Source organism: Lysobacter daejeonensis GH1-9 (assembly GCF_000768355.1).
In the GTDB taxonomy this organism is placed as follows: domain Bacteria; phylum Pseudomonadota; class Gammaproteobacteria; order Xanthomonadales; family Xanthomonadaceae; genus Aerolutibacter; species Aerolutibacter daejeonensis.
Genome location: NZ_AVPU01000021.1, coordinates 15,326 through 28,608, shown reverse-complemented (window position 1 = coordinate 28,608; position 13,283 = coordinate 15,326). Strand labels below are relative to the sequence as shown.

Below are 13,283 nucleotides of genomic sequence, written 5' to 3'. Positions count from 1 at the left end.
GCCGGGCCCGCGGGCAAACGCGCTAGACTCGCCGCGACCGCACGAAGGGATGAGGCGACATGCGTTTCACACGGGCCCTGACCGTCCTCGTGGCGCTGGCCGGGTGGCTGCCAGGGGCTGGGATGGCCGCGCAGGCCCGTCTCGCCGTGGCCGCCAATTTCGCCGACGCGGCGCGCCAGCTGGCTGCCGAATACGGGCGACAGAGCGGCCATCGCATCGATGTGAGCGCTGCCTCGACCGGCAAGCTGTATGCCCAGATCCGTCACGGCGCGCCGTTCGATGCGCTGCTCTCGGCCGACGCCGCCACCCCTCGCAAGCTGGTGGCCGAAGGCCTGGCCGATGGCTCCACCCTGGACGACTATGCCGTGGGCCGGCTGGTGTTGTGGAGCCGGGACCCGGCCCTGGTCAAGGACGGCGAGGCCCTGCTCCGCCACGGCCGGATCGAACGGCTGGCCATCGCCAATCCGGAGCTTGCGCCCTATGGGGCCGCGGCGCGCGAGGTGCTGCGCCACGTGGGGCGCTGGGACGCGCTGAAACCGCGGCTGGCCATGGGCGAGAACATCGGACAGGCCACGCAGTTCGTGGTCAGCGGCGCGGCCCCCTTGGGTCTGCTGCCGCGCTCGCTGGTGTTGGAAGCACGCAAGACCACGCCTGGTTCCAGCTGGGAGGTGCCTGCGTCGTGGCATGCGCCGATCGTGCAGACTGCGGTGCTGATGAAGCGCGGTGGCAACAACGCCGCCGCCCGCGGTTTCCTGCAGTACCTTGGGAGTCCGGCGGCAAAGGCGCGTATCCGCGCGCTCGGTTACGACTGAGCCGGGTTGATGGAGCCTGCCCTCACCGCCCCTGTCTGGCATGCCGCGCCATGGGTCGCGGCCCTGTGGGTCACGCTGAAATTGGCGGGCCTGACCACGCTGATCCTGCTGGTGCTGGGCATGCCCCTGGCGTGGTGGCTGGCACGCACGCGCTCGGCGTGGCGCCTGCCGGTTGGCGCGGTGGTGGCACTGCCGATGGTGCTGCCACCTACGGTATTGGGTTTCTACCTGTTGATCGGATTGGCGCCCGCCGGTCCACTGGGGCAATTGACCCAGACCTTGGGTCTGGGAACCCTCGCATTTACCTTCAAAGGCCTGCTGCTGGCTTCGGTGCTGTATTCGCTGCCATTCGTGGTGCACCCGTTGCAAGCGGGGTTCGCTGCCGTGCCGGCCGCCGTGCTGGAAGCCGCTGCCACGCTCCGCGCGTCACCGCTGGACCGTTTCTTCAGCGTAGTGCTGCCGCTCTCCCGGCCGGCGCTGGTGACCGCCACCCTGCTCGGCTTCGCACATACGGTGGGTGAGTTTGGCGTGGTGTTGATGGTGGGCGGCAACATCGAGGGCGAGACCCGCGTGCTGTCGGTGCTGCTCTACGACCAGGTGGAGGGCATGGCCTACGCCGACGCGCACACGTTGGCTGCGGGGTTGCTGCTGTTCTCCTTCGCGTTGCTGCTGGTCATGCAGTGGCTGGGACGTCGCACGGCGGTGGCCGATGGCTGAGGCGACCACTGACCTGCGCGTGCGCTTGCGTGTCCTGCGACGCGACTTCCGACTGGAGGTCGACCTCACCCTGCCCGCCCAGGGCACGACGGCCGTATTTGGCCCGTCCGGCAGCGGCAAGAGCACGCTGCTGCGCGCCATCGCCGGCCTTGAACCGGACGCGGTGGGCTCGATCAAGGTGCAGGGGGATGTATGGCAGGACGAACATGCCAGCCGCCCAGCGCATTGGCGCGAGACCGGCGTGGTGTTCCAACACACGGCCCTGCTGCCGCATCTGACGGTGGCCGATAACCTGCGCTTTGGCTGGCGCCGCGCGGGCTCACCCTCGACGCTGCTGGACCAGTGGATCGAGCGGTTGGCACTGGCCCCGCTGCTTCAGCGGCGGCCGGAGTCGCTTTCGGGCGGTGAGCGTCAACGCGTCGCACTGGCACGCGCACTGGTCACCCAACCGCGCTGGCTGTTGCTGGACGAGCCGCTGAGCGCGCTGGATGCCGAGCGACGCGCCGAGATCCTGCCTTTCATTGAGGCCGTGCGCCGCGACGCCGGTATTCCCGTGTTGTACGTGACGCATTCGGTCGAGGAAGTCGCGCGGCTGGCCGACCACCTCGTGCTGCTGGAGGCCGGGGCGGTGACCGCGGCGGGTCCGGCGCTGGAGATATTGAATCGCGCCGACTTGCCGTTGGCATTGCGCGATGACGCCGGCGTAGTGCTGGAAGCGCGCGTGCGGGAACGCGACCCGCACGGATTGCTGACACTGGATACACCCGCCGGCCCATTGCACGCCCACGGTCGCGAGCATGTCGCGGGCGCGCGCCTGCGTGTCCGCGTACAGGCGCGAGACATCAGCCTGGCCCTGCAGCGGCACGATGATTCGAGCCTGCTCAACCTGCTGCCGGCCACGCTGGTGGCGCTGACCGAACTTCCTGGAGGGCAGGTGCAGGTGCAACTGGACGCCAGCGGAGTACCGCTGCTCGCACGCGTCTCACATCGCTCCGTGGAACGCTTGACCTTGCGCCCGGGCATGCCGGTCTGGGCCCAGATCAAGGCCGTCGCGCTGCTGGTCTAGCCCGCCCCGGACGCGGCGGCACGCGCCGCGCCCAAGACCTCTTGCCTGCCTCAGCGCCTGCCCTTGGCGGACTGCTGCGCGTTGATGATTTCCGGCAGGTCGGTCTCGCGATCGATCTGCGGGAACTTGCGGCGTTCCATGCGGCGGATGGCGAAGTGCATCCAGACCAGCGCGATGGACACCAGCACGAACAGCAGCATGAAGCAACTGGTCCACACGCCTACCAGATCATTCATGGCGCCGAAGGCGATGGGCAGGACGAAGCCACCCAGGCCGCCAATCATGCCCACGACACCGCCGACGGCCCCCACGTGCTGCGGGTAGTAGACCGGGATGTGCTTGTACACCGCCGCCTTGCCCAGCGACATGAAGAAGCCCAGCACGAACACCAGCACGGTGAACGGGACCAGCCCGATGGCGAGATGGAACGTCTTGTCGCCCTCGATGCCACGGATGGTGTAAGTAGTGTCCGGGTAGGACAGCAGGAAGGTGCAGATCACCGAGACCCCGAAGGTCCAGTACATCACCTTGCGCGCGCCCCAACGGTCCGACAGCCAGCCGCCCACTACCCGGAACAGGCTGGCGGGAATGGAGTAAGCCGCGGCGATCATGCCGGCGGTGGCCACGTCCATGCCGTAGGCACCGATCAGGTAGCGCGGCAGCCACAGCGCCAGCGCCACGAACGCACCGAACACGAAGAAGTAGTACAGCGAGAAGCGCCACACCTGCAGGTTGCGCAGCGGCTCCATCTGCTGGCGGAACGGGATCGGCTTGACGCCCGTGCGACGGCGCTCGGCGAGTGACGGATCGTCTTCGCTGAGCAGGTAGAACAGGATGCCGACCACGGCCAGGCCCACGGCCCAGACCTTGGCGACCGCCATCCATCCATAGGCCACCATGACCATCGGCGCCAGTAGCTTGGTCACCGCAGCGCCAATGTTGCCGGCACCGAATATTCCCAACGCCGTCCCTTGACGTGCCGATGGGAACCATTTCGCCACATAGGAAACGCCCACCGAGAACGAGCCGCCGGCGATGCCCACCAGCAGCGCGCCAAACAGGAATTGCGGGTAGGTCTTGGCCCACGTCAGCCCCCAGGTGGCGGCAGCCGCGGCGAGCATGACCAGCAACAGCACGCGCCGCCCGCCAAACTGGTCGGACCAAACGCCCAGGAACAGGCGTATCAATGATCCGGTCAACACGGGTGTAGCGATCAGCAGGCCGAACTGGGTGTCGTTGAGGCCGAGTTGCTGCTTGATCTGGATGCCGATGATCGAAAAGATCATCCACACCGCAAAGCAGGTGGTGAACGCGAAGGTACTGAGCCACAGCGCGCGCTGCTGGCGGGCTCCACTTATCTGGGAAAGGTCCTGCATGGACGTGCTTCCGGTCGGGATTGGGAATCGTTGGAATGCCTGCCGCGCCCCACGCGGCAGGCGAGCCCCGCCACCGGATGCACGTCCGTCGCCGACGAAAGCGCCGAGGCGTGCGACCGGCAACAGCGCCGGCGCATGGTTGGGATGGACTCAGGCCGCTTCGGCCTCGATGGCATCCAGCCCACGCACTTCGTATCGCTCCTGCAACTCGAGCAGGTAGTGCTGCAACTCGCGCTGCCGCACCTGCAATTCAAGGTAGTCCGAAATGCGCTCGCGGACTTGATCGAACTCAAGCCGATCACCCGGTGCGATCTCGTCGATGCTGACCACGTGATAGCCCCAGCGCGATTCCACCGGGAAGCCGGCAAGCCCTTCACGCAGGCGGAACACCTGGCGATCGAATTCCGGCGTGGTCTGCCCGCGTTCCAGCCAGCCAAGCTCACCGCCCTGCTCCTTGGACGGGCAGTCGGAATGGCGCATGGCGAAATCGGTGAACAGCACCGGGTTGGACTTGAGCTCGCCAATCAGACGCTCGCCTTCACTGCGTGCGTTGAAGCGGCCCGTGACATCGTCGGCCGATGCGCCCAGCAGGATGTGGCGGAGGCGAATCCGGTCAGGCGAATGGAAACGGTCGCGGTTCTGTTCGAAGTAGCGGCGGCAGTCATCCTCTGTCGGGACGCGGTTCTCCACCTCGCGCTCAAGCAGCACCCGGATGCGTGCCTCCTCGACGGGCTCGTTGCCCACCGATTGAACCTCATCGTCCAGGCCCAGCCGTTGCACCTCGCGACGCAGTAACTCGCGAACCACCAAAGCCCGCGCGGCGGCGGCGCGTGACTGCTCGGGCTTCATCGACCGATGGAACTGCATCTCGCGCGCGATGTCGCTTTCGTTGATGGCCGTGTCGGCCACGAACAGCAGGCACGGCGCCGGACGACCCAGCGACCGTGGGCCCTCCTCGGCGTGGTCGTGGTGGTGGGCGTGGGCCTCCTCCGCCACCGGCTTCTGCGAGTCGATGACGGTGATCGGAAGGGCGCGCAGGCTGGACTTGGCGTCACTCATGACTCAAGCCCTCGGCCCATAGCGCAGCGCGGGCTGCCGGCGGCGCACCACCTGGTACGGCCGCCACAGGTAGCTGACCGGGATGCTCCACACATGCACCAGACGGGTGAACGGGGCGACCAGGAACAGGGTCATGCCGAGGAACACGTGCAGCTTGTAGACCCAGTGTACATCGGTGATGAAGTTGGCCGCTCCCCAGCGGAAGGTCACGATGTGCTGGGCCCATTCACCCAACTGCATCATCACGCCGCCGTCCATGTGACCGGCTGAGATGGCGATGCTGACCATGCCCAACACGAGTTGGGCGAACAGCAGCACCAGCACCAGCATGTCGCCGAAGGTGCCCGTGGCCCGAACCCGCGGGTTGGTCAGGCGACGCACCAACAAGATGCTGATGCCGATGAAGCACAGTGCGCCGAACACGCCGCCCACCACCATCGCCATCAGTTGCTTCTGCGGCGCGGTGATGAAGTGTTCATACACCGCATGTGGCGTCAGCAAGCCCACGAGATGGCCGCCGAGGATGGCCAGCACGCCGACGTGGAACAGGTTGCTGCCCACTCGCATGCCCTTGTCCGAGAGCAACTGGCTGGAGCCGGTGCGCCAGGTGTACATCGACTTGTCGAAGCGCACCCAGCTGCCGATGAAGAACACCGCCAGTGCGATGTACGGGTAGATCTGGAAAGCGAACTGGTGGAAGTAACTCATGGCTGCACCTGTCGGGTGGCGGCGTGACGTGCGGGCGTGCGGGTGGGAGGCGAGCAGGACTCATCCGGCGCTTCGGTGCCGAAGCGCACCGCCTCCTCTTCCCACAGCCGGTCCATCACTTCGGGGGTATCGTCGCGGGGCTCTTCGCTGGCGCGCTGACGCAGGGCGCCGAGTTCAAGCTTGCCCTCGGCGAACTCGACGAGAATCTCGAACAGCACGGCATACGGGCTCTGGCGCTCACCCGCACGGGCGGCCAGCAGGCCGACGATGTGGCTGACGTGGTGCAGCCAGTCGCGGGCCTCGGCCAGCGGGCGCTGGTCCAGGTACTCCAGCAGCAGCGGCAGGTAGTCCGGCAGTTCCTTGGCCGACAGCTCGAAGCCGTTCTTCCGATAGGCTTCGATCAGGTCGACCATGGCCTGGCCGCGGTCGCGTGATTCACCGTGGATGTGTTCGAACAGCAGCAGGCTCATGGAGCGTCCGCGGTCGAACATGGACAGCCACTGGTCCTGGGCAGCCAGCGGGTCCTTCGCCAGCAGCTCGCGGGTGAAGTCGACCAGCTGTTGCCGGCGGGCGCCGGTCAGACCCGGATCGGCAGCAGCGGCCACAAGCTCGTCACCATGCTGCCACAACTCGTCCTGCGGATAGTCGAGCAGCACTCCCACCAACTTGAGCAGGCTCATTCGACCACCTCATGCTTTTCCTGGCGGTTCGGGTGGACCGCGTAGGCCGTGGTCTTGCGCTGGCTGAACAGGTCTGCCGGGCTGTCACCACTGCAACCGTTGCCGAAGCTGAAACCGCAACCGCCGCGCTCGCCGAAGGCGTCGTTGGCATACTCGCGGTGCGCCGAGGGGATGACGAAACGGTCTTCGTAGTTGGCGATGGCGAGGTAGCGGTACATGTCCTCGGCCTGCGCCACGGTAAGGCCGGCCTGCTTGAGTACCGCGAGGTCCTCCACGCCATCGACGTTCAAGGCGCGGCGCCAGGCGCGCATCGCCATCATCCGCTCTAGCGCGCGGACCACCGGAGCCTCGTCGCCCGCCGTGAGCATGTTCGCCAGGTAGCGCACCGGGATGCGCAGGGACGCCACATCCGGCAGTTCACCGTTCATACCCACCCGGCCACGCTCGGCCGCGGATTGGATCGGCGACAGCGGCGGCACGTACCACACCATCGGCAGCGTGCGGTACTCGGGGTGCAGCGGCAGCGCCAGCTTCCAGTCGATGGCGAGCTTGTACACCGGCGACGCCTTGGCAGCCTCGAGCCAGCTGTCCGGGATGCCTTCCGCGCGCGCCGCTTCGATCACCTTGGGATCGAACGGGTCCAGGAAGATGTCCAGGTGCGCCTGGTACAGGTCTTTCTCCGCGGGCACCGAGGCAGCCGCTTCGATGCGGTCGGCGTCATACAGCATCACGCCGAGGTAGCGGATGCGGCCCACGCAGGTCTCAGAGCAAACCGTCGGCTCGCCCATCTCGATGCGAGGGTAGCAGAAGATACACTTCTCGGACTTTCCGCTCTTCCAGTTGTAGTAGATCTTCTTGTACGGACACGCAGACACGCACATGCGCCAGCCGCGGCACTTGTCCTGGTCAATCAGGACGATGCCGTCCTCCTCGCGCTTGTAGATCGCGCCAGACGGGCACGCCGATGCGCACGCCGGGTTGAGGCAGTGCTCGCACAGGCGCGGCAGGTACATCATGAAGGTCTTCTCGAACGCGCCGTAGATTTCCTTCTGCACATTGTCGAAGTTGCGGTCCTTGCAGCGCTTGGCGAACTCGGTGCCGAGGATCTCCTCCCAGTTCGGGCCCCAATGGATCTTCTGCATGCGTTCGCCGCTGATCAGCGAGCGCGGACGCGCGGTCGGCTGGTGCTTGCTGTCAGGCGCCTCGTGCAGGTGCTGGTAGTCGAAGTCGAACGGCTCGTAGTAGTCATCGATCTGCGGCAGGTCGGGGTTGGCGAAAATCTTCGCCAACATGCGCCAGCGACCACCGGCGCGCGGTACCAGCTTGCCGGCCTGGGTGCGGACCCAGCCACCGTTCCACTTGTCCTGGTTTTCCCACTCCTTGGGATAGCCGACGCCCGGCTTGGTCTCGACGTTGTTGAACCAGGCGTATTCCACACCCTCCCGACTGGTCCAGACGTTCTTGCAGGTGATCGAGCAGGTGTGGCACCCGATGCACTTGTCCAGGTTCAGCACCATCGCAATCTGTGCACGGACCTTCATCACACCACCTCCTGGGCGCCCGCCGGACTTTGTCGTCCGGAGCCAGGCTCGCCATCCAACCAATCGATCTTGTCCATCTTGCGCACGACCACGAATTCGTCACGGTTGGTGCCCGTGGTGCCGTAGTAATTGAAGCCGTAGGCCAACTGCGCGTAGCCGCCGATCATGTGCGTCGGCTTGACCACCACGCGGGTGACCGAGTTGTGGATGCCGCCACGCGTGCCGGTGATCTCCGAGCCCGGCGTGTTGATGATGCGCTCCTGTGCGTGGTACATCATCGCCATGCCGGACATCACGCGCTGGCTGACCACCGCGCGGGCCGCGATGGCACCGTTGACGTTGAACAGTTCGATCCAGTCGTTGTCCTCGATGCCCGCTTCGCGCGCATCCGTCTCGCTCAGCCATACGATCGGGCCTCCACGCGACAGCGTCTGCATGATCAGGTTGTCGCTGTAGGTGCTGTGGATGCCCCACTTCTGGTGCGGGGTGATCCAGTTCAGCACGATCTCCTTGTGGCCATTGGGCTTCTTGCCCAGGATCGGCGCGATGGTCTTGGTGTTGACCGGCGGCCGGTAGCCCATGAAGCCCTCACCGAACGCCACCATCCACTCGTGGTCCTGGTAGAACTGCTGGCGACCGGTGAGCGTGCGCCACGGAATCAGCTCGTGGACGTTGGTGTAGCCGGCGTTGTAGCTGACGTGTTCGTCTTCCAACCCGGACCAGATCGGCGAGGAGATGATCTTGCGCGGCTGGGCCTGGATGTCGCGGAAGCGGATGGCCTCGTGCTCCTTGCCGACCGCCAGGTGGGCGTGGTCGCGACCGGTGAATTCGCCCAGCGATTCCCAGGCCTTGACCGCCACATGGCCGTTGGTCTCCGGCGCCAGGTGCAGGATGACCTCGCAGGCGTCGATGGCGCTGTCGATGGCCGGGCGGCCTTGGCTGACGCCCTCTTCGCGCACACGGTGGTTCAGGTCACCAAGGAACTCGACCTCGTCCTGCGTGTTCCAGCTCATGCCCTTGCCACCATTACCCAGCTTGTCCATCAGTGGGCCGAGCGAGGTGAACTTCTTGTACAGGTTGGGGTAGTCGCGCTCGACCACCACCATCGACGGCATGGTCTTGCCGGGAATCGGCTCGCACTCACCCTTCTTCCAGTCAGCCACGCCGAATGGCATCGCCAGCTCGTTAGGGGTGTCGTGCAGCGTCGGCACCAACACCAGGTCCTTCTCCACGCCCAGTACGCCCGGCGCCAGGTCGCTGACCGTACGTGCGATGCCTTTGAAGATGTCCCAGTCGCTCCTGGATTCCCATGCTGGATCCACCGCCTTTGACAGGGGATGGATGAAGGGATGCATGTCGGAGGTGTTGAGGTCGTTCTTCTCGTACCAGGTGGCCGTGGGCAGCACGATGTCCGAGTACAGCGCCGTGGTGCACATGCGGAAGTCGAGCGTCACCAGCAGGTCCAGCTTGCCTTCCGGCGCCTCGTCGCGCCAAACCACGTCCTCGGGCTTGATTGCGCCGCGTTCGCCCAAGTCTTTCCCCTGCAGGCCGTGACGCGTGCCGAGCAGGTGTCGCAGCATGTACTCGTGCCCCTTGCCGGACGAGCCCAGCAGGTTGGAGCGCCAGATGAACATGTTGCGCGGGAAGTTCTGCGGCGCGTCCGGATCGGCGAAGGCGAAATCGAGGGTGCCCTGCTTGAACTGGGACACGGCGTAATCCACCGGCGCCACGCCGGCCTTTTCCGCCTCGCGCACCACTTCGATCGGATTGCGGCCCAATTGTGGTGCGCTGGGCAGCCAGCCCATGCGTACCGCACGCAGGTTGAAGTCGACCAGGCTGCCGCTGTACTTGCTGGCATCGGCCAGCGGCGACAGGATTTCCTTCACGTCCAGCTTTTCGTAACGCCACTGGTCCGAGTTGAAGTAGAAGAACGACGTACCGTTCATGTGGCGCGGCGGACGGTTCCAGTCCAGCGCGAATGCCAGCGGCTGCCAGCCGGTCTGCGGACGCAACTTCTCCTGGCCCACGTAGTGCGCCCAACCGCCGCCGGTCTGGCCGATGCAACCACACATGACCAGCATGTTGATCAGGCCGCGGTAGTTCATGTCGTTGTGGAACCAGTGGTTCATCGCCGCGCCGACGATGATCATGCTGCGGCCACGGGTCTTGTCGGCGGTGCGCGCGAACTCGCGGGCGATTTCGATCACGTCATGGCGCGGCACGCCGGTGATCGTCTCCTGCCACGCCGGGGTGCCCGGCACGTTGCTGTCGAAGCTGCTGGCCACGTTGCCGCCACCGAAGCCGCGGTCCACGCCGTACTGCGCCAGCAGCAGGTCATAGACGGTGGCCACGGCCCATTCCTTGCCATCGGCAAGGGTCATGCGGCGCACGGGGAGGTTGCGTTCCAGCACCTCGTCAAACTTGGACGCAGTCCACTTTTCGTGCTCGATGCCGCCGAAGTACGGGAAGCTCACCGGCTCGATGCCGTCGTTGGCGTCCTTCAGTGTCAGGCGCAGGCGGGTTTCGCGGCCGGCACTTTCCTTCTCCTCGATGTTCCACTTGCCCTTCTCGCCCCAACGGAAGCCGACGGAGCCGTTGGGCACGACCACCTCGCCAGTGGACTCGTCGTAAGCCAGCGTCTTCCACTCGGGGTTGTTGGTCTCGTTGAGCCCGCCCAGGTCGCTGGCGCGCAGGAAGCGCTCCGGCACCAGGCGACCGTCCTCGCGCTTCTCCAGGCGCACCAGCAGCGGCATGTCGGAGTACTGGCGGCAGTAGTCGGTGAAGTACTGCGACGGGTTGTCGACGTGGAATTCCTTCAGGATCACGTGGCCCATCGCGAACGCCAGCGCGGCGTCGGTGCCCTGCTTGGGGTGCAGCCAGTGATCGGTGAGCTTGGCCACCTCGGAGTAGTCCGGCGTGATGGCCACGGTCTTGGTGCCGTTGTAGCGCGCCTCGGTGAAGAAATGCGCGTCAGGCGTGCGCGTTTGCGGGACGTTGGAGCCCCACGCGATGATGTAGCGGCTGTTGTACCAGTCCGCGGATTCGGGGACGTCGGTCTGTTCGCCCCACACCTGCGGCGAGGCCGGCGGCAGGTCGCAATACCAGTCATAGAACGACAGGCACGCGCCACCCAGCAGCGACAGGTAACGCGCACCTGCGGCATACGACACCATCGACATCGCAGGAATCGGCGAGAAGCCGACCACGCGGTCGGGGCCGTATTGCTTCACCGTGTACAGGTTTGCAGCCGCGATCATTTCATTGGCTTCGTCCCAGCGAACGCGGGCGAAACCGCCCATGCCGCGGCGGGACTTGTAGTCCTTGGCCTTGGCCGGGTCGCTGACAATACTCGCCCACGCGTCCACCGGCGACTGGGTCTTGCGTGCCTCGCGCCACATCCGCAGCAGTGCGCCGCGCACCAGCGGGTACTTCAGGCGATTGGCACTGTAGAGGTACCAGGAATAGCTGGCACCACGGGGACAGCCGCGCGGCTCATGGTTGGGCAGGTCGGGCCGGGTGCGCGGATAGTCGGTCTGCTGCGTCTCCCAGGTGACCAGGCCGTTCTTCACGTAGATCTTCCAGCTGCACGAGCCAGTGCAATTCACGCCATGCGTGGAGCGCACGATCTTGTCGTACTGCCAGCGGGCGCGGTAGCTGTTTTCCCAGTCCCGGCTTTCGGTCTTGGTGACACCGTGGCCGTCGGAGAACGTGTCCGGACTGCGCTTGAAGAACTGCAGCCGGTCAAGGAAATAACTCATGGGAAAACCCTCTTGGCAATCGATTGCATCGCGGTGTCACGCATCCTGTTGAAAGGTCCGGCAGCGCCGGTCCGGGGTGCCTTTCCTGCGGTCAGCACGGCGTCTCGGCGCCGCGGCGGTAGTACCACCACCACGTGATCACGAGGCAACTGAGGTAAAAGGCGATGAAGCCATACAGCGCCGTCTCGGGGCCGCCCGTCATCGCGATCGACGAGCCATAGCTCTTGGGGATGAAGAATCCGCCGTAAGCGCCGATGGCCGAGCTGAAACCGATCACCGCCGCCGACTCGATGCCAGCCTGGCGCGTGGCCGCAACCTTGCCTTCGGCGTCGGCATTGGCCGACCAGCGCTCGTGCAGCGTGCGGAAGATCACCGGGATCATGCGGAAGGTGGACGCATTGCCGATGCCGGTGAGCACGAACAGCGCCATGAAGCTGGCCAGGAAGCCGTGGAAGTTGCCGCCCTGGCCGTCGCTGGGCAGGAAGTGCAGCACCGCGAACACGCCCGCCACCATCAGTGCGAACACCCAGAAGGTCAGCAGCGCGCCACCCAGCTTGTCCGACAGCCAGCCACCCACCGAGCGCATCAGCGCGCCCACCAGCGGCCCGAGGAACGCGTAGGTCATCGGGTTGACGTCCGGGAACTGGGTCTTGATCAGCATCGGGAAGCCGGCCGAGAACCCGATGAACGAACCGAAAGTACCGATATACAGCCAGCACATCAGCCAGTTGTGCTTGCGCTTGAAGATCACCGCCTGCTCGGCGAAGGAGGAGCGCGCGGCGGTCAGGTCGTTCATCCCGAACCAGGCCGCGATGCTGCACACCACCAGGAACGGCACCCACACGAAGCCCGCGTTCTGCAGGAACAACAGCTTGCCGTCAGCCGCCACCTGCGGTGCACCCGCCAGCGTGCCGAACAGGCCGAAGGTGATCACCAGCGGAATGACAAACTGGGTCACCGACACGCCCAGGTTGCCCAAGCCCGCGTTCATGCCAAGCGCGAAGCCCTGTTTGGCCTTCGGATAGAAGAACGAGATGTTGGACATCGACGAGGCAAAATTGCCGCCGCCCAGTCCGCACAGGATCGCGATGGCGACGAACTGCCAGTACGGCGTGGTCGGATCCTGCACCGCAAACCCAAGCCATATGGCGGGGATCAGCAACGAAGCAGTGGCGATGGCCGTCCAGCGGCGGCCACCAAACAGCGGCACCACGAATGAATAGAAGATGCGCAGCGTGGCGCCGGAGAGGCCCGGCAAGGCGGCCAGCCAGAACAGCTGGTCGGTGGTGAAGGTAAAGCCCACCTGCGGCAGGCTGACCGTCACCGCGGAGAACATCATCCAGATCGCGAATGCCAGCAGCAGCGCGGGGATGGAGATGGCGAGGTTGCGATTGGCGATGCGATTGCCGGTGCGCGCCCAGAACGCGGCGTCCTCCGGTTTCCAATCATGGATCAGGGAACCGACGCTGCGTGGCCTGTTTGCCAGTCGGGCGTTCATGGGACGTACCTGCGGTAGGGAAAGCCGGATGTGCCGACGCCGCCCACCCAAGGAGCGCGGCGTCTTCA

At 65.6% G+C, this 13,283-nt stretch carries 10 protein-coding genes; 3 read left to right on the top strand and 7 right to left on the bottom strand.

Features of this window, described 5'->3' with window-relative positions; genetic code table 11:
- The first annotated feature begins 59 nt into the window (after positions 1-59).
- The 3 genes from modA to modC are packed head-to-tail and all read left to right on the top strand — an operon-like array spanning position 60 to position 2,595.
- Complete coding sequence (modA, locus tag N800_RS11420) at positions 60-812, top strand: molybdate ABC transporter substrate-binding protein (RefSeq protein ID WP_036138579.1); 753 nt, start codon at positions 60-62, stop codon at positions 810-812.
- A 9-nt stretch (positions 813-821) separates the two neighbouring features.
- Positions 822-1,529 carry a molybdate ABC transporter permease subunit gene (modB, locus tag N800_RS11415; RefSeq protein ID WP_052108184.1) on the top strand — a complete coding sequence of 236 codons (708 nt, stop codon included), beginning with the start codon at positions 822-824 and terminating at the stop codon, positions 1,527-1,529.
- On the top strand, positions 1,522-2,595 hold the full coding sequence (gene modC / locus N800_RS11410) for a molybdenum ABC transporter ATP-binding protein (protein ID WP_036138577.1): 1,074 nt from the start codon (positions 1,522-1,524) through the stop codon (positions 2,593-2,595). The genes modB and modC overlap by 8 nt, the downstream gene beginning before the upstream one ends.
- Before the next feature lie 50 nt (positions 2,596-2,645).
- Here the strand turns inward: modC and N800_RS11405 are convergent, their stop codons facing one another.
- The 7 genes from N800_RS11405 to N800_RS11375 form a co-directional block, all read right to left on the bottom strand.
- On the bottom strand, positions 2,646-3,971 hold the full coding sequence (locus tag N800_RS11405) for an MFS transporter (protein WP_036138575.1): 1,326 nt from the start codon (positions 3,969-3,971) through the stop codon (positions 2,646-2,648).
- A 150-nt stretch (positions 3,972-4,121) separates the two neighbouring features.
- On the bottom strand, positions 4,122-5,030 hold the full coding sequence (locus tag N800_RS11400; RefSeq protein ID WP_036138572.1) for a peptidylprolyl isomerase: 909 nt from the start codon (positions 5,028-5,030) through the stop codon (positions 4,122-4,124).
- A 3-nt stretch (positions 5,031-5,033) separates the two neighbouring features.
- Positions 5,034-5,738: a respiratory nitrate reductase subunit gamma gene (gene narI / locus N800_RS11395; RefSeq protein WP_036138570.1), complete on the bottom strand. Its 705-nt coding sequence runs from the start codon at positions 5,736-5,738 to the stop codon at positions 5,034-5,036.
- Positions 5,735-6,418, bottom strand: coding sequence for a nitrate reductase molybdenum cofactor assembly chaperone (gene narJ, locus N800_RS11390; RefSeq protein WP_036138568.1), 684 nt, complete (start codon positions 6,416-6,418; stop codon positions 5,735-5,737). The genes narI and narJ overlap by 4 nt, the downstream gene beginning before the upstream one ends.
- Positions 6,415-7,959, bottom strand: coding sequence for a nitrate reductase subunit beta (gene narH / locus N800_RS11385; protein WP_036138566.1), 1,545 nt, complete (start codon positions 7,957-7,959; stop codon positions 6,415-6,417). Before narH ends, narJ begins: the two co-directional genes overlap by 4 nt.
- Positions 7,959-11,717 (bottom strand): nitrate reductase subunit alpha, encoded by a 3,759-nt coding sequence (locus N800_RS11380; RefSeq protein WP_036138565.1) that lies wholly within the window; start codon positions 11,715-11,717, stop codon positions 7,959-7,961. Before N800_RS11380 ends, narH begins: the two co-directional genes overlap by 1 nt.
- A 91-nt stretch (positions 11,718-11,808) precedes the next feature.
- Complete coding sequence (locus tag N800_RS11375; RefSeq protein ID WP_036138563.1) at positions 11,809-13,215, bottom strand: NarK family nitrate/nitrite MFS transporter; 1,407 nt, start codon at positions 13,213-13,215, stop codon at positions 11,809-11,811.
- Positions 13,216-13,283: the final 68 nt, after the last annotated feature.

Bases quoted from the DNA above. Each gene is read 5' to 3' on its own strand.
- modC (WP_036138577.1), top strand. From the start codon at position 1,522: ATGGCTGAGGCGACCACTGACCTGCGCGTGCGCTTGCGTGTCCTGCGA.
- modA (WP_036138579.1), top strand. From the start codon at position 60: ATGCGTTTCACACGGGCCCTGACCGTCCTCGTGGCGCTGGCCGGGTGG.
- modB (WP_052108184.1), top strand. From the start codon at position 822: ATGGAGCCTGCCCTCACCGCCCCTGTCTGGCATGCCGCGCCATGGGTC.
- narH (WP_036138566.1), bottom strand. From the start codon at position 7,959: ATGAAGGTCCGTGCACAGATTGCGATGGTGCTGAACCTGGACAAGTGC.
- N800_RS11405 (WP_036138575.1), bottom strand. From the start codon at position 3,971: ATGCAGGACCTTTCCCAGATAAGTGGAGCCCGCCAGCAGCGCGCGCTG.
- N800_RS11400 (WP_036138572.1), bottom strand. From the start codon at position 5,030: ATGAGTGACGCCAAGTCCAGCCTGCGCGCCCTTCCGATCACCGTCATC.
- N800_RS11375 (WP_036138563.1), bottom strand. From the start codon at position 13,215: ATGAACGCCCGACTGGCAAACAGGCCACGCAGCGTCGGTTCCCTGATC.
- narI (WP_036138570.1), bottom strand. From the start codon at position 5,738: ATGAGTTACTTCCACCAGTTCGCTTTCCAGATCTACCCGTACATCGCA.
- N800_RS11380 (WP_036138565.1), bottom strand. From the start codon at position 11,717: ATGAGTTATTTCCTTGACCGGCTGCAGTTCTTCAAGCGCAGTCCGGAC.
- narJ (WP_036138568.1), bottom strand. From the start codon at position 6,418: ATGAGCCTGCTCAAGTTGGTGGGAGTGCTGCTCGACTATCCGCAGGAC.